Source organism: Bradyrhizobium tropiciagri, assembly GCF_001189845.1.
Classification (GTDB): Bacteria; Pseudomonadota; Alphaproteobacteria; order Rhizobiales; family Xanthobacteraceae; genus Bradyrhizobium; species Bradyrhizobium tropiciagri.
The window spans coordinates 51,743-73,119 of sequence record NZ_LFLZ01000031.1; the positions used below are offsets into that span (position 1 = coordinate 51,743).

Here is a 21,377-nt window from a genome sequence, read left to right on the forward strand (position 1 = left end):
ATAGTTCTTCAGCAAAATACCGTTCGCCGCGTCATTTCTTCCCACATCGCACCGCAGTGAAGCGAAGATGCCTAATCTGGCATCATGCTTGCTTGATTTGGCTCCGACTTCTCATCAACGGAGCCTTTCTATGCGTGCGCGCAATTCGATCCTGATGGCGGCGATGACGCTCGCCCTGACCGCGGGCTGGCCGGCGATATCAGCGCGGGCAGAGTCCATTGTGCGCTACGGCATTTCGATGGCCGACATTCCGTTGACGACCGGCCAGCCGGATCGCGGCGCCGGCGCCTATCAGTTCACGGCCTACACGATCTACGATCCGCTGGTCGCCTGGGAGATGGACGTTGCCGACCGGCCGGGCAAACTGGTGCCCGGGCTTGCGACCGAATGGAAGGTCGACGACAACGACAAGACAAAGTGGCGCTTCACGCTGCGCAAGAACGTCAAATTCCATGACGGCAGCGACTTCAACGCCGATGCCGTAATCTGGAACCTCGACAAGGTGCTGAACGACAAGGCGCCGCAATTCGATAAGCGGCAGAGCGCGCAGGTGAAGACCCGCCTGCCCTCGGTTGCGAGCTACGCCAAGATCGACGACTTCACCGTCGAGATCACCACCAAGACGGTCGATTCCTTCTTCCCCTACCAGATGCTCTGGTTTCTGGTCTCGAGCCCCGCGCAATATGACAAGCTCGGCAAGGATTGGGACAAGTTCGCGAGCCAGCCCTCCGGCACCGGTCCGTTCAAGCTGACCAAGCTGGTGCCGCGCGAACTCGCCGAGCTGACCAAGAACCCGGACTATTGGGACAAGAAGCGGCTCGCAAAGGCCGACAAGCTGATCCTGATCCCGATGCCGGAAGCGCTGACCCGCACCAACGCGCTGCTCGCCGGGCAGGTCGATTTGATCGAAACGCCGGCGCCCGACGCCGTGCCGCAGCTCAAGGCCGCCGGCATGAGGATCATCGACAACGTGACGCCGCATGTCTGGAATTATCACCTGAGCGTGCTGCCGGGCTCGCCATGGACCGATATCCGGTTGCGCAAGGCACTCAACCTTGCGATCGACCGCGACGCGGTGGTCGGCCTGATGAATGGTTTGGCGAAGCCGGCCAAGGGCCAGGTCGACCCGTCGAGCCCGTGGTTCGGCAAGCCTAACTTCGAGCTGAAATACGACCTCGCGGCCGCCAGGAAGCTGGTGGAGGAAGCCGGCTATTCCAAGGACAAGCCGCTGAAGACGACCTTCATCATCGCCCAGGGCGGCACCGGCCAGATGCTGTCGCTGCCGATGAACGAATTCCTGCAGCAGAGCTTCAAGGAGATCGGCATCGATATCGATTTCAAGGTGGTCGAGCTCGAAACGCTGTATTCGCACTGGCGCAAGGGCGCGGCCGACGAGATGAACGCCGGCATCACCGCCAACAACATCGCCTATGTCACATCGGACCCGCTGTATGCCATCGTGCGGTTCTTCCATTCCGGCCAGGTGGCGCCGACGGGCGTCAATTGGGGCGGCTACAAGAATCCGAAGGTCGACGCGCTGATCGACGAGGCCAAGCAGACCTTCGACAGCGGCAAACAGGATGCGCTGCTGGCGCAAGCCCACGCGCTGATCGTCGACGATGCCGCGCTGGTATGGGTGGTGCACGACACCAATCCGCATGCGCTGTCGCCGAAGATCAAGACCTTCGTGCAGGCGCAGCACTGGTTCCAGGATCTGACGCAGATCGGGGTGGAGTGATTTTCTCCGCTGTCGTCCCGGCCTAATTAGTGCGCGATTGCGCACGGGAGCCGGGACCCATACTCCGCGGCCGGCGCAATGGGCACGCGGCCAGACGATCTTTCGTCAACAGCCTTTTGTGGTTATGGGTCCCGGCCTTCGCCGGGACGACGACGAATGTGCGGCGCCTATTTTGTCGTCAACGCAAAGGCGCCGTCCCAATCGTCCGGCGGCGGCTCCTTCTGGAAGGCGCGGATGCGCGCCTCATAGAGGCGGTAGAGATATTGCAGCGTCTGCGCCTCGTCGGTCTTGCGGCCGCGCTCGATCGCAGCGAGTGCGCCATCCCAGTCACGGCTGCGGTAACAGGCTAGCATCTCGATGGTCAGGTTGCGCAATCGCTGGAAGCGGCCGGACCCGGCGACGTCCTCGCGGCCGGCAATCGCATAGATCACCTCGGGCTCCTTCTTGCCCTTGACCATGATGAAGTCGAGCTCGAGGATCGCGAACTTCTCCTTCACGGCAAGCGCGGTCTTCGATCCCACGATGATCGGGAAGCCGTACTCCTTGGACTGCCCCTCCAGCCGCGAGGCCAGATTGACGCTGTCGCCGAACACCGAATAGTCGAAGCGCACGTCGGAGCCCATATTGCCGACCACGCAGGTGCCGGTGTTGAGACCGACACCGATGTTGAGCGGCACATAGACATGGCCGCCGGCCTTGGCCTCCTGCTCGCGCGCACGGTTGAGGTCGTCGACGCGCTCCAGCATGTCGAGCGCAGCGTCGCAGGCGTTGAGCTGATGCTGCTTGTCGTCGAGCGGCGCATTCCAGAACGCCATGATGGCGTCGCCCATATATTTGTCGATGGTGCCCTTGCGAGCGAGGATCGCGTTGGAAAGCGGCGTGAGGAAGCGGTTCATCAGCGCCGTGAGGCCCTGCGGATCGCGCTTGTAGGTTTCCGAGATCGTGGTGAAGCCGCGCATGTCCGAGAACATGATGGTCATCTCGCGCTCCTCGCCGCCGAGCACGAGCCGCTCCGGCGACTGCGCCAGCTGCTCGACCAGCGCCGGCGACATGTACTGCACGAATTGCGACCTGATCTGCCGGCGCTGCTGCTGTTCGCGCACGAAGGCCGAGAAGATCAGCGTCAGATAGATCGCCGTGGTCGACATCAGCGGATAGGTGAAATCGATCAGGAGCCGATGCTGGGAATAGAAATACCAGGACGTGCCGGTCAGCACCGAGGCGAACATGCCGCCGACGATGACCAGCGTGATCGGCCCGAATTTCGGCGCGAAGGCGATGACCAGGAGCCCCATGATCATCGCGGCGAGGAATTCGATGGCGATGCCGTAACTCGGCTGCGAAACGACGTCGCCGGTGAGCGCGCTCTCCAGCACCTGGGCATGAACCTCGACCCCGGGCATGGCCGGCGTCACCGGCGTGGTCTTGATGTCGTTCAACCCGACCGAGGAGGTGCCGATCAGGACCAGCTTGCCGGCGATCCGGTCCGGCGGGACCCGGCCATCCAGCACATCGACGGCCGAAACATAGATCGAGGGGTCGCGGCGGGCGTAGTGGATCCAGAGCTGGGCGTATTGATCGGTCGGGATCGCAAAGCCCTTGATGCCGAGGCTCTGGATGCCGCCCTTGTCGGCCTTGATCAGGATGGTGCCGGAGCCGCTCGCCACCCGCAGCATTTCGAACGTCAGCGACGGCATGGTGACGCCCTGCGCGACCATCATCATCGGCACCCGCCTGACGATGCCGTCGCGCTCCGGCCTGATCGTGAACAGGCCTCGCCCGGCGGCGGCCTCCTCAAGCACCGGCACGTTGCGCAACAAACCCGGAAACTGGAACATGAACTGCTGCGGCTCCTCGCCGAGCATCGCAAGCCCGGTGACCGGCAGCTTTTCGTTGAGATCGGCGCGGACATTGGGACCGCCGGATTCGCCGAGCACCACGCGCGAGTTCTTGATGGCGTCGGCGAAAATGCTGTCATTGCTCGGCAGCTGCCGCAGCCTGGCGCGCATCTCCTCGTCGAGGCTGCTGAACGTATCCGCCGCGATATCGGGATTGAGACGGTCCGGCTCGGAGAACACCGCGTCGAACGCGATCACCACGGCGCCGAGCCGGGTGAGATTGATGACGATGTCGGCGAGCCGTGTCCGCGGCCACGGCCACTGCCCGAGCCGGGGATCGGCAAGACTCCTCTCGTCGATATCGACGATGGTGACGGGCCGCGCGGTCTTCTGACGGGGTTCGAGCACCTGGAAGGTGTCGAACGTCCTGACGCGGAGCTCCTGCACCGGAGCCGGATCCACGGCCCGCAGCGCGGCAAAGCCGACCAACAGCGCCACGCAGGCCAGCCGCGCATAACCGAAGCGCCGCCCGAACCACCTTCGTATCGCCTTCAGCCGTCTCATGGCGTCTGGATATCACGCGCGGAGGGTTGTTCCAATCGAGCAGGCATGCGCGATGCACAATGAGCCGACCGGGCGCGCCGCCAATGGCGGCTCGGCCGGGTAGCCGTCACGTGACGTGAAGCAGGAAGTCGTTGTGGCCGAGCGCCGCGGGGCTGACGTTGCGCAGCGTAATGGTGTCCGCGCTGTCGACCGTGATCAGCGTATCGGCCGCATTGGTCGGCGACTGCGCAACGTGCTGGCTGATCCAGGTATCGACACTGCTGGTCGACACCACCGCGGTGAGGTCGATGTGGTCGACGCCGGGCTTGAAGTTCAGGATCGTGTCGTGGTTGAAGTTCGGCGCGAACACGAACTGGTCCTGATAACCCGCCGTCCCGAACAACACGTCCTTGCCGACGGTGCTGGTCAGGGTTACCGGCGCGGTCGGATTTTGCTGGACGTTGAATATCAGGTTGACCGTGTCGCTCGCGCCGTTGCCGTCGGTCACGGAGAGCGTGACGGTGTCGGTCGGCGCGGTGCCGGGGTGATAGGTGAGAGCCGACGATGCCAGCGCAGCGTTGATATCGGCCAGATGGCCCGCCTGCGCCGGCGGCGTCACGCTGCTGCCCGAACCGACCGTCGTCGCCGCCATCAAGAAATTCTCGGTGGCCGTCGCGTCGACATCCGTGACGGTCAGGCCGGAGATCGTGTCGGTCCCGTTGGGATTTTCGGTGATGCTGATGTTGTCGGTATGGATCACGGGCGCATCGTTGGCGCCGATGACGTCGACCGTCAGCGTCGCCGTTCCAACAGCGCCATGCGTGTCGATCGTCTCGACGGTGAACGTGTCCGCGTAAGTCCCCTTGGCCAGCGCGTTGATCGCGGCGGCGTCGGGAACATAGCTGTAGGTGCCGTCCGGGTTGACGGTGAGCAGGCCGTAGAGACCCGCGATCTGCGTGACCGCGGCGTGGTCGGAATTGAGGGCGGCATAGGTCAGTGTCGCCGTCTCACCGTCGTCGACGTCATGGCCGTGCAGCGTGCCGGTGAGCGGGCTGAACGTGTCATAGGCGGCGGTGTCGGTGAGCGTGCCGGCATTGACGTCGGCGAGCGTCGGCGCGTCGTTGGCGCCGTTGATCGTGATCGTCACGGGCGTGTTGACGACGCCGCCATGATGATCGTCGAGCTGGATCGTGTAGGTCAGCGTCAGCGTCTCGCCGGCGGCGAGGTAGTCGAAATTCTGGTCCGCGGCCGAGAAGGTCCAGGCCTGCGATCCGGTCAGCCCGCCGGTCGAATCCGTCAGCGTCCCCAGCGACAGCCAGTTCAGGATGGTGGACTGGTCCTCGGGCAGGCCCGCGGTCGCTCCGGCTTCGGCGACGCCCGTGATGGTCATCGTGTGGGTGTCGCTGAGGTCCACATCGGTGAAGGTCACGGTGCCCGACGCGCTGTCCGGCTTGGACGAACCCGTGGTGTCGGGCTGCTCGGCGATGGTGGCGGTCTGCGCCTCCGACGTGACCGTCGGCACGTCATTGCTGCCGGTGATCGTGATCGTCACCGGCTGGCTGTCGACACCGCCATGATGATCGTCGACCTGGATCGTGTAGGTCAGCGTCAGCGTCTCGCCGGCGGCGAGGTAGTCGAAATTCTGGTCCGCGGCCGAGAAGGTCCAGGCCTGCGATCCGGTCACATGGCCGGTCGAATCCGTCGGCGTCCCCAGCGACAGCCAGTTCAGGATCGTGGACTCATTCTCGGGCAGGCCCGTGGTCGTCCCCTGCTCGGTCACTCCGGTGATGGAGACGGTGTGGGTGTCGCTGAGATCGACGTCGGCAAAGCCCACCACGCCCTGGGCCACGTCCGGCTTGGATGAACCCGTCGTGTCGGGTTGCTCGGCGATGGTGGTGGTCTGGGGCGCGGCGGTGAATGTCGGGACGTCGTTGGTGCCCGTGATGGTGATCGTGACGGGCTGGGTGACGACGCCGCCATGCTGGTCGTTGATTTGGATCGTGTAGGTCAGCGTCAGCGTCTCGCCCGCGGCGAGATAATCGAAACTCTTGTCCGCAGCCGAGAACGTCCAGACATTGGATCCGGTCACGCCGCCGGTCGAATCCGACAGCGCGCCGAGCGACAGCCAGCTCAGGATCGTCGCCTGATCGGGGAGCCCTGACGTGACGCCTGTTTCAGTGACGCCGGCCACGGTGACGCTATGGGTATCGCTGAGATCGACGTCGGTGAAGGTCACCGTGCCGGACGCGGTATCGTGGTTCACCGAGCCGGTCGTCCCCTCGGCTTCGGTGATGGCGGCGGCCTGGGTCGGCGAGGTGATCACCGGCATGTCATCGGTGCCGACGATCGTGATCGTGACCGGGACCGTGACGACGCCGCCATGCTGGTCGTTGATTTGGATCGTGTAGGTCAGCGTCAGCGTCTCGCCGGCGGCGAGATAATCGAAACTCTTGTCGGCCGCCGAGAACGTCCAGGAACGCGATCCCGTCATGCCGTCGGTCGAATCGGTGAGCGTGCCGAGCGACAGCCAGCTCAGCACGGTGGCGTGGTTGGTCAGTCCGCCGGTGTAGCCCTCCGCGGTGACGCCGGTGATGGTGACCGTGTGCGTGTCGGTCAGATCCGCATCGGTGAACGTGACCGTGCCGTGCGCGGTATCCGGCGCGGCGGAATTCGTCGTCCATGGCAGCTCGGTGATCAATCCGACCTGCGCCGCGGACGTCACCACCGGCGTGTCGTTGGTGCCGGTGATCGTGATCGTGAAGGTCTTGAACGCAGTCTCGTTGCTCGGCGCATAGTTGTTATCGACGCGCACCAGATAGGTCAGCGTCAGGGTCTCGCCGGCGGCGAGGAAGTCGAAGGCGCCGTCGGCTAGGCTGTAGGTCCAGGTTGCCGAGCCGACATTGGTGTTGTTCGGATCGGGCTCGAGCAGCAACGGGATCTCGACCGCCTTGATGGCCGCCTGTTCCGCCGCCGTCAGCTGCGAGGTCACGTCCTTGCCACTGGCGTCGTGGTAGCTGAACGTGCTGAAGCTGACCACCGCACTGGGCTTGTCGCCGAGATTGACGTCGGTCCATGTGATCTGTGCGGTCACCGTGTCGGGCAGCGCGCTATGGGTCAGCCCGGCGAGTTCGGTGAACGAAGCATTCTGGGTCACGACATGCGGCGCACCGGGAGCGTGGTCGGGCTTCGCGGAAGGGGCATCTGGCCCGGCATTGCCGGTCAGGGCCAGCAGGAAGCTTGTCGGCAGGATGACGTCGCCGGTCGCGAGCTTGAGGATGGTCGTGACCGGGACGACGCTGTCGGTGAAGTTCGTCGTGAGCTTGGTGTTGGGATTGTTGTTATCGGTAAACTTCAGCGCGAAGACGTCCGAGATCAGCTTCTGCGCATCGGTCGACAGTTGCGCCGACGAGACGAAGCTGACGCTGCCCTGGCCGTTGACGATGGTCTGGGTGCCGGCCTGATCGACGGTTGCGATCGGATTGAGCGTCGTCTTGTCGAACAGGATGTAGGAGCCGGTGGTGCCGTCGGGCTCGACCAGCACCTGGAATTTGGCCGGCGGCACGCCGCCCGAGCCCTGCACGTCGAAATCGATCTCGACCAGCACCGCGGTGCCGCGGATGCCCATGGTCGCGACCGGCGTATCGACCTTCATGTCGCCATGCTTGGCGGTCGCGCCGGCGACGAACGAGATGGTGCCCGAGACGAGGCTCATCAGCGACGAATTGCTCGACCCGTTCGGGTCGTAGATCATCTCGTTCAGCACCATCTTGGCGTTCGGTCCGAGGCCGAACACGGTGCCGTCGATGAAGGTGATGCCGAGCGTCGAGTCGCCGCCGGACTGCACCACGTCGCCCTTGTTGACGTTGTCACCCTGGTTCAGGACGATCGCGACGCCGTTGCGGACGGCGGTGGCGCTGCCCGTCAGCTTGGTGACATGGCCGATGACCTTGGCTGGCTCCGCCGCGCCGCCCGCCTGGGCATATTGGGTGTAGCCGGTGAGCGCGTTGACGAGATCGCCGGTGAGATGCGCGCCTTCAGGCGATGCCAGCGCCGCGCGCTTCTCGCCCTTGAAATAGTCGTGCAGGACGAGTTCCCGATCGTCCTTCGAGATGACGAGATCGAGCCCGGTCCGCTTGAAGTCGCCGGTGAACAGCAATTGCCCGTCGTCGACCGTGATCGCGCCAGGCGGAGCATTCGAGGTAACGCTTTCGACGTATACCGGTCCGCGGGCATAAGCGTCCGCGCTCGGCAAATGGCCGTCGAATTTCTCGATAAAGTTCACTGCGGATCACCGCACGAGGGTTAATATTGGTAAAATATCCGAATGATTACGCCTGCATATCATCGGATAAAGCTTGGCGAAACCATCCTTTGCTTTCGCAAGGTGCTCTGGTCGCGCGGTTTGAGCGGATGTGACTTGGCTCACTCTCACATGAGTCGTGTATTCCGAATTTGCCTGACGGTACCATGTGATGGGATTTGAGCCAAGATGGGTAGTGAGCCACGTATTCGTGGTATTGACTGGCATTTCTGTACTTGCCTTTATTTCCCCGCAGCCCCGAGAGGGCATTTGACCCGATTTTTCCGGCTAAAGCTGTGACTTGGCTTACAAATCGCAGCTATCCCGTGCGCGGACTGGCCGGGTTAACCAGTAGGCAAGGATGAGGTGTTTCGCGGTGGAAAAAGGTTCGCCGGTTCGTTTCACAAACCGGTAAAGTTTTCGGGACCCGGACCACGCGCCCTTTAGCGTCCGGCCCGGTTTCCCCACATCTTAAGTCGATTCGAAGGGATCGCTGGTCATGCTCACGGCATGAAACGATCCGGTCGCGTGTGCGGTGTAGTGTCCACCCGCCGATGAGCGGACAGGGGGTGTCACATGGGATTCTCGCTTCGCTCGTTTGCGCTGCGCTCTGTCATGTTGGGCTTCGGCCTGGTTCTGGCCGCGCCGGTCGCCGAACTCAATGCCGCCTCGCTGCTGTCGCCCGGCCCGGCCACCCTGCTCAGACAGTCAACCGAACCGTTCGGCCTCGCGACCGGCCTGCTCGCCGGCGGCGGCCTGCACGACAAATGGCTCGGCGTGCAGCACCAGCTCGCCGATGAATTGGTGCAGCTCGCAGCCTGCGAGAGCGACCGCGCGGGGTGTGCGTCGCCCGAGGCGCTGCGATTCCTGGCGATCGTCGATCTTGGTCGCGCGCGCAACGGCCGCGCCCGGCTCGGTGAGATCAACCGCGCCATCAATCTCGCGATCCATCCGGGCAGCGATCTTGCGACTTATGGCGAGCCCGACGTCTGGGCCACGCCGCTCGCCACCTTCGCCCGCGGCAGCGGCGATTGCGAAGATTATGCGATCGCCAAGTTCGTGGCGCTCGCTAAGGCCGGCGTCGCGCCGGAGGATTTGCGTATCGTGGTCATGCACGACCTGCTGGGCGGCGAGGACCATGCGGTGGTCGCGGCACGGCTCGACGGCCACTGGCTGACGCTCGACAACCGTCGCATGGCGATGATCGAGGATACCGACATCAGGAGGTTCCGGCCGACCTTCGTGATCGACCAGAACGGCGTCAACCGTTATGTCGATGCGCCGCCCGTCACCGAGGCCGCGTGGCGGCCGGCGGCGCGGTGAATTGAAGAAGTCGCTGGCCCGCGAATCTGAGCGCAAGCCACCTCCGTCATTGCGAGGGAGCGAAGCGACGAAGCAATCCATGCTTCCGCTTGTGGGACTATGGATTGCTTCGCTGCGCTCGCAATGACGGTGGCTAAGTCTCCATCGACGGCTCAGAACATCAGATTGTCCTTCACCAGAACCCAGCGGCCGCCCTTGACCTGCTGCACCTGGGTGATGGTGTTGGCGAGATGATCCGTCTTGGAGAACTTGGTCGGGGGCGAACTGAAGATATCGAGGAACTTGTCGCCTGACTCCAGCGCATCGAGCATCTTCTGGCCGGTGAGATCCTTGCCCGCCTTCTGGGCGTAGAAGGCAAACGTCATCACCGCATTGTAGCCGATGATCGCCTGGGTGTTAGCGTCAGAGTTGAACATCTTCTTGTAGTTGACCAGCCAGTCCTTCACCTTGCCCTTGGCCGTGTCCTCGTAGGGAATCTCGAAGCCTGACGCTGCGTAGAGGCCCTCGACGGCTTCCTTGCCGAGCGCTGGCACTTCAAGCACGTTGGTCGGTGTGGCGCCGAGGAAGGTCACATCCCAGCCGAGCTTTCGGGCTTCGTTCATGGCGCCGATGGTCTCGCGGATCACGGTGCCGAGCACGACGAGATCGCAGCCGTCGGCCTTCATCTTGGCGACCTGCGCCGAGAAATCGGAGGCGCCGCGCTTGTAGCTCGTGATCGAGGCGGGCTGCACCTTCATCGCGGCGAGCTGCTGATTGAAGCCATCGAGCACGTTCTTACCGTACTCGTCGTCCTGGTGCATGATGCAGGGCTTCTTGAAGTTCTTCCAGTCCATCATGTATTTGAGCGCGGCGCGCGTGCTCTCGACATAGGGCAACAGGTTGTTGAACTTCAACCGCTCCTGCGGCTTGGCGGGATCGAACTTGAAGGTGAATTCGGCGGCGGTCAGCGGGAACAGCTGCAGCACGCCGGCGTCGAACAGGATGTCCTGCGCAGCGAGCACGGTCGGCGAGCCCATCGGGCCGATCATCGCGAAGACCTTGTCGCGCTCGACCATCTTCTGCGAGGCCAGCACGGCCTTCTTCGGGTCGTAGCCATTGTCCTCCAGGATCATCTTGATCTTGCGGCCGTTGATGCCGCCGCTGGCGTTGATCTCCTCAACCGCCATCTTCATGCCGTTCGACACCGGAACGCCCCAGACCTTGATCGGGCCGGACAAATCCTGATGCGTTCCGATCACGATCTCGGTCGGCGAGATGCCTTCATTGGTGACCTTGGTCTGGGCTGCGGCCGGCAGACAGGTCAGCGCCAGCGCGCTCACCGCAAGGCCCAGCGCCTTCAGCGATTTCGACATTGCAGTCTCCTCCTTAACAATGGCCCATGTTGAGCGAAGGGTCGGGCCTGCTCGCTCCTTCGCCAATTTTCTCTTTTCTTGAGCATGATCTATCCGGAAAACCGCTTCACACTTTTCCGGATCATGCTCTATGCGACAGCCCGCTCGCCATACATGGCGTCGATCTCGGCCGCGTAGCGCTTGTTCACGAAACTGCGCTTCAGCTTCATGGTCGGCGTCAGCTCCTCGTCCTCGGGCGTGAGCTGGCGCTCGATCAGGTAGAATTTCTTGATGGTTTCGACGCGCGCGAACTTGGCGTTGACCGCCTCGACCTCGCGGTGGATCAGGTCCTGGATCTCGCGGGCGCGGCACAGGCTCGCATAGTTCGTGAAGGGGATGTCCTGGTCCTGGGCGTATTTCTCGACGTTCTCCTGATCGATCATGATCAGGCAGGTGAGGTAGGGCCGCTTGTCGCCGATCACGACCGCGTCGGAAACGTAGGGCGAGAATTTGAGCTGGTTCTCGATCTCGGACGGCGTGATGTTCTTGCCGCCTGAGGTGATGATGATGTCCTTCATCCGGTCGGTGATCTTGACATAGCCTTCATTGTCGATCGCACCGACATCGCCGGTGTGCAGCCAGCCCTTCGCGTCGATCGTCTCGGCGGTCTTCTCCGGCTGGTTGAGATAGCCCATGAAGAGGAAGTCGCCCTTGATCAGGATCTCGCCCTTCGGACAGATCATCACCTCGCCCCAGGGCGCTGCCTTGCCCACCGAGCCGAGCTTGATGCGGTCCGCCGGCATCATGGTCGCGACGCCGCAATTCTCGGTCTGGCCGTAGACCTCGCGCATGTCGATGCCGAGCGCGAGATACCAGCGGATCAGATCCGGCGAGATCGGCGCCGCGCCGGTCAGTGCGATCCGGCAACGGTCGAGCCCGAGCATGCGGCGGATGTTGCGGAACACCAGCCAGTAGGCCGCGTGGTTGGCGAGCCGCAGCGACAGCGGCGGCGTCTCGCCCTCCAGCCGGCACTCGGTCATCCGGTTGCCGATCGCGAGCGCGCGGGCATACATCCAGTTCTGAAACGGGGTCGCGTCCTTCAGCGCGATGGTGATGCCGGAATAGAACTTCTCCCAGATCCTGGGCACCGCGAGGAACGCGGTCGGCTGCACCTCGCGCAGATTGTCCGGCACCGTCTCCGGGCTCTCGGCGAAATTCATCACCGAGCCGAGCGCGAGCGAGATGTAATAGCCGCCGACCCGCTCGGCGACATGGCAGAGCGGCAGGAACACCAGCCGCTCCTCGCTGTCGGTCGAGGGGTAGAGATCGTTGGCGTGGCGCATCTGGTGCGTCACGCTGCGGTTGGAGTGCATTGCGCCCTTGGGCGGGCCCGTGGTGCCCGACGTATAGACCAGGATCGCGAGATCGGAGGCGGTGCGGCTGCCGGTCATTTCATCCCACAGGGCGTCGTTGCCCTGCACATGATTGCGGCCGAGCGCCGTGAACTCGGCGAGCGACAGCACCATCGGATCGGAGAAGCCGGAAAGGCCCTCCATGTCGAACACGACGACCTTTTCCAAGGTCGGACAGCGCGACCGGCAGGTCAGCACCTTGTCGAGCTGCTCCTCGTCCTCGACGAAGATCACCCGGGTGCGGGAATCATTGACGAGGTATTCGACCTGCGCCGCCGAATCGGTCGGATAGATGCCGGAGGACACGCCACCGGCGCACAGGATGCCCATGTCGGCGTAGACCCATTCCGGCACCGCGTTGGCGATGATCGAGCGACGTCGCCGGGGCGGAAGCCGGTCGCATGCAGGGCGAAGGCGATGTCCTTGGAGATCTGCAGCCATTCGCGCCAGCTGGTCGGTTGCCAGATGCCGAACTTCTTCTCGCGGATCGCGGGCCTGTCGCCACGCGTTTGCACCGCGAGCAGAAAGCTCCTCGCGATCGTGTCGGCGACCGTCAGCACCGCTGGTCCTGCCATGCGCGCTCCCTCCTCTGCCGCCTGCTTCGCGCCGGCTTGGGTGCCGGTCTTGCTGGCGAAACAGGCCCGAAATCTAGCTCCAACCCGGCCTCAGTGCCAAACCAACTTTAGTCAGCGCCAAATCCTCTCAGCGCCAGATCTTCCCAGCGCCAAGTCGTCCCTAACGCCACGTCTTCTTCTTCTTCCAGCGCCGCTCACCCCGCGCGCCGGCTTCCTTGGCGCCGAGATAGAACTCCTGGATATCGGGTGAATTGAGCAGCCGCTCACAGGTGTCGTTCATGACGACGCGGCCGATCTCCAGCACATAGCCGTAATGCGCCGTCTCCAGCGCGATCTTGGCATTCTGCTCGACCAGCAGGATCGACATGCCCTGCTCCTCATTGACGCGGCGGATGATGGTGAAGATCTCCTTCACCAGGATCGGCGACAGCCCAAGCGACGGCTCGTCCAGCAGCAGCAGCGTCGGCCGGTTCATCAGCGCGCGCCCGATCGCCAGCATCTGCTGCTCGCCGCCCGAAAGCTGTCCGGCCGGCTGGCCGAGCCGCTCCTTCAGCCGGGGAAAATAGCCGTAGACGCGTTCGAGGTCCTGCGCCACACCGTCGCGGTCCTTGCGCAGATAGGCGCCCATCATCAGGTTCTCGCGCACCGACAGGAACGGAAACACCTCGCGTCCCTCCGGCACATGGCTGAGGCCGAGCCGCACGATCCGGTCGGCCTCCATGCGCTGGATCGGCTTGCCCAAAAATTCGATCGAGCCCTTCTGCGGATCGAGGATGCCGGAGATCGTCTTCAGCACCGTGGTCTTGCCGGCACCGTTGGCGCCGAGCAGCGTCACGATCTGGCCGCGCGGCACCTCGAGGCTGATGCCGCGGATCGCCATGATCGGCCCGTAATAGCTCTCGATGTTGGAGAGCTTGAGGATGATGTCCGATGTGCTCATGGCATCATCCTCATGCGCCGAGATACGCTGCGACGACGTCGGGATGGTGCTGCACCTCGGACGGCGAGCCCATCGCCAGCACGCGGCCGTAGTTCAGCGCAATCACGCGGTCGGAGACGCGGTTGACCAGCGTCATGTCGTGCTCGACCATCAGGACCGTAATGCCGAGCTCGCTCTTCATGTCGCGGATCCAGAACGACATGTCGTCGGTCTCCTCGACATTGAGGCCGGACGACGGCTCGTCGAGCAGGATCAGCTTCGGCTCCGAGCACAGCGCGCGCGCCAGCTCGATCACCTTGCGCACGCCGTAAGGCAGGCCCGAGATCAGCTTGTCGCGGTAGGGCTCGAGATCGAGGAATTCGATCACCTGCTCGACCCGGCGGCGATGCGCCTTCTCGCCGGCGCGCACGCTCGGCAGGAACAGCAGCTCCTGCCAGAGCCGGGTGGTGGAATGACGATGCCGCCCGACCAAGAGATTGCTCAGCACGGTCGCATTCTCGAACAGCTCGATGTTCTGGAAGGTGCGCGCAATGCCGAGCTTGGCGATATCGTAGGCCGGCTGCTGGGTGATGTCCTGATCCTCGAAGAAGATCTTGCCCGAGGTCGGCGGATAGATCCGCGAGATCAGGTTGAAGATCGAGCTCTTGCCGGCGCCGTTCGGCCCGATGATCGAGAGGATCTCGCCCTTCTCGACCGCGAAGCTGACGGCATCGACCGCCTTGAGGCCACCGAAATGCAGCGACAGGTTCTCGGCGCGGAAATAGCTCATCTGTTCCGCTCCGATTTCACATAGATCTTCTGCCGCTTGAAGGTCGCGCGCTTGTACAGCGGGAACAGCTGGAAGAAGAGCTTGATCTTGAGCCAGCGGCCATAGAGTCCCAGAGGTTCGAAGAGCACGAACACCACGATGATGACACCGTAGATCGCGCCCTTCAGGCCGTTGGCGGAGGCAAACGCCGCGACCGCATCCTGGATATGGCCGGCGCGTTCGCTGCCGGCGCCAAGCGTGGCCGCGGCGCCTGCGATCACGCCGGGCATGTCGTCCTTCAGATAGGTCAGGAACGGATCTATCATGACCAGGAAGATCGCGCCCAGCACCGCGCCGTGCAGGCTGAACGTGCCGCCGATCAGGATCACGATGATGAACTCGATCGAGAGCTGCAGCGTGAACATCTCGGGCGAGATGAAGGAAAGCTTGTGGGCGAACAGCACGCCGGCAAAGCCGGTGATACCAGCCGAGATCGCGAACGACTTCACCTTGTAGAGCGCGACATTGATGCCCATGCTGCGCGCCGCGGTCTCGCTGTCGCGGATCGCGACAAAGGCGCGCCCGGTCGGCGAGCGCAGCAGGTTGAGCGTGCCGACGATGGTCAGCACCAGCACCGCAAGACAGAGATAATAGAACGTCGGGCCGTCGCGGGACACCGTGGTGCCGAGCAGTTGCATGGCCTTGACCCGCATGCCCTCATTGCCATTGGTCACGCTCTCCCAGCGCGCCATGATCTCCTCGACGATGAAGGCAAACGAGATCGTCGCGATCACGAGATAGATGCCCTGCAGCCGCAGCGCCGGAAATCCGACCAGCGCGCCGACCACGCCGGTCAGCAGTCCCGCGGCGAGGAAGTAGACCGGAAACGGCACGTTGAACTGCTGCAGATAGGCCGCGGTATAGGCGCCGATCGCCAGAAACGCGGCATGGCCGAGCGAGGCCTGTCCGGTGAAGCCGGTCAGGATCATCAGCCCGACGCCGACGGTCGCATAGATGCAGACGAAGACGAGCTGGCTCATCAGGTAGCTTGACAGCACGTAGGGCGCGATCAGCAGCACCGCGAGCAGCAAGCCGTAGGAATAGACGTAGCCGGAATGCGGGAACAGCCTGATGTCGTCTTCATAGTCGGTCTTGAAGAGAAACCGCATATGTCGCTCCTCAGACCTTTTTACGTACGTGAAGGCCGAACAGGCCCTCGGGCTTGAGCAGCAGCACCGCGAGCAGCACGATGTAGGGCGCGACGTCCTTCCATCCCTGCGGCAGATAGAAGCCGGCCATGCTCTCGATCACGCCGATCAAGACGCCGCCGACCACCGCGCCGGGGATCGAGCCGAAGCCGCCGAGCACGGCGGCCGGAAACGCCTTCAGCCCCAGCACCAGGCCGACGTTGGAGTGGATGAAGGTGATCGGCGCCAGCAGCACGCCGGCGCAGGTCGCCACCGCCGCCGAGATCGCCCAGACGATCGAGACCACGCGCTTGACCGGAATGCCCATGTAATAGGCAGCCAGCATGTTCTCGGAGCTGGCGCGCATCGCGGTGCCGAGCGTGGTGCGGTTGAAGAACAGATAGAGCAGCGCGCACAGGATGATGGTCGCCGCGATCACCGACAATTTGTCATAGGCCAGCACCAGGCTGCCGATCCGCAGCACGCCCTGGCTGAACGGCGTCTCGATCTTGAAGTCGTCGGTGCCCCAGATCATGCCGGCCACCGAGCGCAGGAAATAGCCGAGCCCGATCGTCGCCATGATGATGGAGAACTGCGGATAGCCGAGGATCGGCCGCACCACGACCCGCTCGGCCAGCATGCCGAACAGCGCCATGCAGATCACCGCGCCGGCGAAGCCGACCCAGTAATTCAGCCCGAGCATGCCAATGAATGTGAAGGCGAAAAAGCCGCCCAGCATCATCAAATCGCCTTGCGCGAAATTGACGACCTCGGTTGCCTTGTAGACCAGCACGAAGCCGAGCGCGATCAGGCCGTAAACGCAGCCGAGCGCGATGCCGCTGACGAGCTGCTGAACGAAGTCCAGCATCGTTCCCTCCCCGATGCCCGGCGATTCTTGTCGATCGCTCGTCGCATCCCGCCTTCACGCCCTTGTGTCGGATGCGCTGAAAGCCGCCTATGTCCGTCCGGATTGAGCCAAAACGCCCGATCCCTGTCAACAAACCGCTGATCCGGCTGTATCATCACATTTACGGAGATATGCCGCAGCACGGACTAATACGGATATCGCGTTCGATTTGCCCCGTGCGATTCACTGCACCGAAACGGTTTTTGTCCAAGGTCCCGCAACCGACGAGCGAACTCCCGGATCGCCACCACGTCATGACATCGCAACTGTACGCACTCGCCCTGCGAGGATTAACCAAGCGTTTTGACCGCCCGGCGGTCGACGCGCTCGATCTCACCATCCGGGTCGGCGAGTTCTATGCGCTGCTCGGTCCGAACGGCGCCGGCAAGACCACGACGCTGCGCATGGTGGCCGGGCTATTGCGGCCCGATGCCGGCTCGGTGTCGATCCTCGGCATCGATGCGCTGGCCGACCCGGTCGCCGCCAAGCAGATCATGGCCTGGGTGTCCGACGAGCCGATGATCTACGACAAGCTGACGCCGCTGGAATATCTCGAATTCGTCGCCGGCCTGTGGGGCATCGATCCCCGCACATCGGAGAAGTCGGCACGCAATCTCCTGATCTCGCTCGGGCTCGAGCCGCATCTCAACGAACGTTGCGAGGGCTTCTCCAAGGGCATGCGCCAGAAGGTGGCGCTCGCCGGCGCGCTGGTGCACGATCCGCGCCTGATCATTCTCGACGAACCGCTGACCGGCCTCGACGCGCTGTCGGCGCGTCACGTCAAGGGGCTGTTGCAGGAGCGCGTCCGCACCGGCTGCACCGTGATCATGACCACCCATATTCTCGAAGTCGCCGAGCGCATGGCCGACCGGATCGGCGTGATCGCGTCCGGCAGGCTGATCGCCGAGGGCACGCTGGCCGAGCTGCGCGAGCAGAACGGCCGCAACGACACCACCCTCGAGGACATGTTCATCGCGCTGGTCGACACCGAAGCGGCGGCCGCGTGAGCTCGACCGCCCATCTCACCTGGTTCGCGCGCCACGAATTCCGCCTGGCCTGGCGGGAATGGCTGGCGATGATGACCGGCGGCCGGCGCCGTCGCAATCGTGCCGTCATCGGCCTGCTGGTCTTCGCGGCGATCCTGCATCTGCCGGCCTATGCCGTGGTCGCCCGCTATGTCGACCTCAGATTTCCGCTCGATCCATCCTCGCTGATCGTGCTGACCGCGACGATCTTCCTGTCCTGGGCGTTGATGCTCTCGCAGGCGATCGAGTCGGTGACGCGGGTGTTCTATGCCCGCGCCGATCTCGATTTGATCATGTCCTCGCCGGCCAAGCTCACCAACATCTTCTCGATCCGGATCGCCGCGATCGCGCTGACGGTGAGCAGCATGGCGCTCTTGCTTTCGACGCCGTTCATCGACGTGCTGGTGTATCTCGGCGGCCCGCGCTGGCTCGCCGGTTTCGGCGTCGTGCTGGCGATCGGGCTGTCGGCGGCAGCCGCGGCGATCGCCGTCACCGCGTTCCTGTTTCGCGTGATCGGGCCGAGCCGGACGCGGCTGGTGGCGCAGATCGTCTCCGCCGTTATCGGCGCCGGCTTCGTGATCGCCCTGCAGGTCGTCGCCGTGCTGTCCTACGGCACGCTGTCGCGCTTTGCGTTTCTGACCTCCGATACCGCGGCCCGAATTGCTCCCGCGCCCGACAGCCTGGTCTGGTGGCCGGCGCGCGCATCGCTCGGCGATCTCGAGATCATGCTGCTGCTGCTCGCAGCAAGCCTCGTGCTGCTCGGCGTCGTGATGGCGGTGCTCGCGCCGCGATTTGCCGACACGGTTGCAAGCGTTGCCGCCAATCCGGCCGCGGTCACGCAGGGACGGGCCCGCGCATTCCGGTCCGGCTCGCGGCAGCAGGCCTTGCGCCGCAAGGAATTCCTGCTGCTGCGCCGCGATCCGTGGCTGCTGTCGCAGAGCCTGATGCAGATGCTCTATCTGCTGCCGCCGGCGCTGATGCTGTGGCGAAGCTTCTCCGGCACGTCGACCGCGATCGTGCTGATTACGCCTGTCATCGTCATGGCCGCGGGTCAGCTCGCCGGCGGGCTCGCGTGGCTTACCATCTCGGGCGAGGACGCGCCCGATCTGGTCGCGACCGCACCGCTGCCGCCGTCGCGCGTGACCCGTGCCAAGATCGAAGTCGTGCTGATTGCCATCGCCACCGTCTTCGCGCCGCTGGTGGTGGCACTCACATTCGCCTCGCCGCAGCAGGCCGCGGTCACGGCGATCGCGATCATCATCGCGACCGCATCCGCCGCCGCGGTCCAGCTCTGGTTCCGTGCGCAGGCCAAGCGCAGCCAGTTCCGCCGGCGCCAGACCTCCTCCCGCATCGCGACCTTCGCGGAAGCCTTCTCCTCGATCGGCTGGGCCGCAACCGCGGCATTGGCGCTGACGATCCCGGTGGCCGCGCTGGTCAGCGGGATTCTGACGCTGCTCACGCTCGCCATCGCCTGGAAGATCAGCCCGCGCCAAGCCTGAAACGCCAAGTCTGAAACGCCAAGTCTGACACGCCAGGCCTGACAGCGCGTTACGCCTTCATCACCTCCATCACCGCCGCGGCAAAGGCCTCCGGCTGCTCCTGCGGCAGGTTGTGGCCGGCGCGCGGGATCACGCGATAGGCGCGGCGGGCCGTGTATCTGGCTGCGCTGGCACTGCCGTCGGTGGCCGCCGTCACCCCGTCATCGGCGCCATCGAGCGTGATGGTGGGGACCGCAATCACCGGCAATGCGTCGAGCCGCCGCTGTATGTCCGCGTATTGCGGGTCCCCTTCGACGACGCCGTAGCGATGGCGATAACTGTGGATCACCACGTCGACATAATCGGGATTGTCGAATGCGACGGCGGTGCGGTCGAAGCAGGCATCGTCGAATGCCCAGCTTGGTGACCATTGCGACCACAGGATCCGCGCGATGCCGCGCCGGTCGGCGGCAAGCCCCGCGCGGCCGCGCTCGAGCTGGAAATAGTACTGATACCAGAGCGGCACCTCGTGCTCCGGCCGTGCCGGCACCATGGCATGCGCGATGTCCTGGATCATGTAGCCGTTGGTGCAGACCAGTCCGATGCACCGTTCCGGCCACAGCGCCGCGCCGATCGACGCGGCTCGGCCGCCCCAATCATAGCCGGCGAAGGCCGCGCGCTTGATGCCGAGCGCATCCATCAGCGCCATCATGTCGGCTGCGATCGCCGCCTGCTCGCCCGAACGCGGCGTCGCCTTGTCGCGGAAGACCGTTGGCCCGTAGCCGCGCAGATAGGGCACGATGACCCGGCAGCCCTGCGCCGCCAGCTTGGGCGCGACGTCCACATAGGCGTGGATGTCGTAGGGGAAGCCGTGCATCAGCAGCACGGCCGGACCGTCGGCCGGGCCTGCCTCGTAATAGGCGATGTCGAGCACGCCTGCGTCGACATGGCGCAACGGCTCGAGCCGTTTGGTCGATGATGCGCGCGGCACAGAGGTATTGTCGGTCACGCAGAACTCCCTGATCGCTGTGATCTGCGCGGCATGATAGCGCTTGCCACGTGAATAATCGCCCGGATCGTATTGCAGCCAGCGCCGTGGAGCGATGCGCCGGCTTCATCATGACGGCAAGCCGATTGCGCGCTAGTCTGACGCCGGCGGATATCGCCGCTGACGGAACAGCTCATGCTGAGATTGCTCGCCGCGCTCGTCTTGCTGGGAACGCTGACCAGTCACGCGGTCGGGCAGGACGCCCAGCGCAGCGAATGCCTGGCGATGGCCAATGCGCCGCCGCGCGCCACCCCAGTGAGTTACCGGCGCGTCGCGGCCAAAGCGGACGAGGTCGCGATCACCTATGCCGGCCACTCGACTTATTATATCGACACGCCCGGCGGCATCCGGATCGCGACCGACTACAACGGCGTCTATCAGACCGGGCGATTGCCCGACGTCGCAACGATGAACCGGGCCCACGCGACGCATTACACGCTGTTTCCCGACCCGAAAATTGCCCACGTGCTGCATGGCTGGGGCGAGAACGGCCAGGCCGCGCATTACGCGGAGCGGATCGGCGACGTCTATATCCGCAACGTCACCACGGATATCCGCCGCTACTGGGGCGAGGACTCCGGCGGCGAGATGATCAAGGACGGCAATTCGATCTTCATCTTCGAGGTCGCCGGCCTCTGCATCGGCCATCTCGGCCACCTCCACGTCAAGCTCGACGACAGTCAGTTCGCCGCGATCGGCCGGCTCGACATCGTGATGGTGCCGATCGACGGTACCTATACGATGTCGCTCGACGGCATCTCCGAGATCACCAAACGCTTGCGCGCCTCGGTGGTGCTGCCGATGCACCGTTTCGCGACCCCGCTCGACGAGTTCATGCGCCTGATCGGCCAGCAGTTCGAGATCGACCGCCGCGGCGGCGAGCGCACCTTAAGGATTTCGCGCGACACGCTGCCGGCGACGCCGACGGTGATCATCCTCGACGGCGTGTAATATCTCTGTTCAACAAGAAGCAAAACCAAACGG

The 21,377-nt window shown here is 64.0% G+C and carries 13 protein-coding genes and 1 pseudogene; 5 read left to right on the forward strand and 9 right to left on the reverse strand.

What is annotated here, in order from left to right; genetic code table 11:
- The first annotated feature begins 130 nt into the window (after positions 1-130).
- Positions 131-1,738 carry an ABC transporter substrate-binding protein gene (locus AKN84_RS23720; protein ID WP_050423018.1) on the forward strand — a complete coding sequence of 536 codons (1,608 nt, stop codon included), beginning with the start codon at positions 131-133 and terminating at the stop codon, positions 1,736-1,738.
- A gap of 167 nt (positions 1,739-1,905) precedes the next feature.
- Here AKN84_RS23720 and AKN84_RS23725 read toward each other — a convergent pair whose 3' ends face one another.
- Both AKN84_RS23725 and AKN84_RS23730 read right to left on the reverse strand, forming a co-directional pair.
- Positions 1,906-4,140, reverse strand: a complete 2,235-nt coding sequence (locus AKN84_RS23725) for a CHASE2 domain-containing protein (protein ID WP_050423019.1) — start codon at positions 4,138-4,140, stop codon at positions 1,906-1,908.
- Between the two features lie 106 nt (positions 4,141-4,246).
- Entirely contained in the window at positions 4,247-8,401 is a 4,155-nt protein-coding gene (locus AKN84_RS23730) for a VCBS domain-containing protein (RefSeq protein WP_050423020.1), read from the reverse strand.
- A gap of 594 nt (positions 8,402-8,995) precedes the next feature.
- Here AKN84_RS23730 and AKN84_RS23735 point away from each other — a divergent pair.
- Positions 8,996-9,742 carry a transglutaminase-like cysteine peptidase gene (locus AKN84_RS23735; protein ID WP_050423021.1) on the forward strand — a complete coding sequence of 249 codons (747 nt, stop codon included), beginning with the start codon at positions 8,996-8,998 and terminating at the stop codon, positions 9,740-9,742.
- Positions 9,743-9,894: 152 nt separating this feature from the next.
- Here the strand turns inward: AKN84_RS23735 and AKN84_RS23740 are convergent, their stop codons facing one another.
- The 6 genes and pseudogenes from AKN84_RS23740 to AKN84_RS23765 all read right to left on the reverse strand — a co-directional run bounded on the left by AKN84_RS23740 (position 9,895) and on the right by AKN84_RS23765 (position 16,803).
- Complete coding sequence (locus AKN84_RS23740) at positions 9,895-11,094, reverse strand: ABC transporter substrate-binding protein (RefSeq protein ID WP_050423022.1); 1,200 nt, start codon at positions 11,092-11,094, stop codon at positions 9,895-9,897.
- A gap of 128 nt (positions 11,095-11,222) precedes the next feature.
- Positions 11,223-13,060, reverse strand: a pseudogene (locus AKN84_RS23745) (AMP-dependent synthetase/ligase).
- Positions 13,061-13,220: 160 nt separating this feature from the next.
- Positions 13,221-14,000: an ABC transporter ATP-binding protein gene (locus AKN84_RS23750; protein ID WP_050423023.1), complete on the reverse strand. Its 780-nt coding sequence runs from the start codon at positions 13,998-14,000 to the stop codon at positions 13,221-13,223.
- Between the two features lie 10 nt (positions 14,001-14,010).
- Positions 14,011-14,769, reverse strand: coding sequence for an ABC transporter ATP-binding protein (locus AKN84_RS23755; RefSeq protein ID WP_050423024.1), 759 nt, complete (start codon positions 14,767-14,769; stop codon positions 14,011-14,013).
- Entirely contained in the window at positions 14,766-15,917 is a 1,152-nt protein-coding gene (locus AKN84_RS23760; protein ID WP_050423025.1) for a branched-chain amino acid ABC transporter permease, read from the reverse strand. Before AKN84_RS23760 ends, AKN84_RS23755 begins: the two co-directional genes overlap by 4 nt.
- Before the next feature lie 10 nt (positions 15,918-15,927).
- The gene (locus tag AKN84_RS23765) at positions 15,928-16,803 is read right to left on the reverse strand and encodes a branched-chain amino acid ABC transporter permease (protein ID WP_050423026.1); all 876 of its coding nucleotides are present in this window, start codon (positions 16,801-16,803) and stop codon (positions 15,928-15,930) included.
- A 293-nt stretch (positions 16,804-17,096) separates the two neighbouring features.
- Here AKN84_RS23765 and AKN84_RS23770 point away from each other — a divergent pair, with 293 nt between their 5' ends.
- On the forward strand, positions 17,097-17,849 hold the full coding sequence (locus tag AKN84_RS23770) for an ABC transporter ATP-binding protein (protein ID WP_050423027.1): 753 nt from the start codon (positions 17,097-17,099) through the stop codon (positions 17,847-17,849).
- Positions 17,846-19,366 (forward strand): hypothetical protein, encoded by a 1,521-nt coding sequence (locus AKN84_RS23775; protein WP_050423028.1) that lies wholly within the window; start codon positions 17,846-17,848, stop codon positions 19,364-19,366. Before AKN84_RS23770 ends, AKN84_RS23775 begins: the two co-directional genes overlap by 4 nt.
- Before the next feature lie 49 nt (positions 19,367-19,415).
- Here the strand turns inward: AKN84_RS23775 and AKN84_RS23780 are convergent, their stop codons facing one another.
- The gene (locus tag AKN84_RS23780; RefSeq protein ID WP_244485445.1) at positions 19,416-20,354 is read right to left on the reverse strand and encodes an alpha/beta fold hydrolase; all 939 of its coding nucleotides are present in this window, start codon (positions 20,352-20,354) and stop codon (positions 19,416-19,418) included.
- Between the two features lie 174 nt (positions 20,355-20,528).
- Between AKN84_RS23780 and AKN84_RS23785 the strand changes: the two genes are divergently transcribed.
- The gene (locus tag AKN84_RS23785) at positions 20,529-21,344 is read left to right on the forward strand and encodes an MBL fold metallo-hydrolase (RefSeq protein ID WP_050423029.1); all 816 of its coding nucleotides are present in this window, start codon (positions 20,529-20,531) and stop codon (positions 21,342-21,344) included.
- Positions 21,345-21,377: the final 33 nt, after the last annotated feature.

Excerpts from the sequence above, each read along its gene's own strand:
- AKN84_RS23785 (WP_050423029.1), top strand. The coding sequence starts at position 20,529 with ATGCTGAGATTGCTCGCCGCGCTCGTCTTGCTGGGAACGCTGACCAGT.
- AKN84_RS23760 (WP_050423025.1), bottom strand. The coding sequence starts at position 15,917 with ATGCGGTTTCTCTTCAAGACCGACTATGAAGACGACATCAGGCTGTTC.
- AKN84_RS23770 (WP_050423027.1), top strand. The coding sequence starts at position 17,097 with ATGACATCGCAACTGTACGCACTCGCCCTGCGAGGATTAACCAAGCGT.
- AKN84_RS23765 (WP_050423026.1), bottom strand. The coding sequence starts at position 16,803 with ATGCTGGACTTCGTTCAGCAGCTCGTCAGCGGCATCGCGCTCGGCTGC.
- AKN84_RS23725 (WP_050423019.1), bottom strand. The coding sequence starts at position 4,140 with ATGAGACGGCTGAAGGCGATACGAAGGTGGTTCGGGCGGCGCTTCGGT.
- AKN84_RS23750 (WP_050423023.1), bottom strand. The coding sequence starts at position 14,000 with ATGAGCACATCGGACATCATCCTCAAGCTCTCCAACATCGAGAGCTAT.
- AKN84_RS23740 (WP_050423022.1), bottom strand. The coding sequence starts at position 11,094 with ATGTCGAAATCGCTGAAGGCGCTGGGCCTTGCGGTGAGCGCGCTGGCG.
- AKN84_RS23735 (WP_050423021.1), top strand. The coding sequence starts at position 8,996 with ATGGGATTCTCGCTTCGCTCGTTTGCGCTGCGCTCTGTCATGTTGGGC.
- AKN84_RS23755 (WP_050423024.1), bottom strand. The coding sequence starts at position 14,769 with ATGAGCTATTTCCGCGCCGAGAACCTGTCGCTGCATTTCGGTGGCCTC.
- AKN84_RS23720 (WP_050423018.1), top strand. The coding sequence starts at position 131 with ATGCGTGCGCGCAATTCGATCCTGATGGCGGCGATGACGCTCGCCCTG.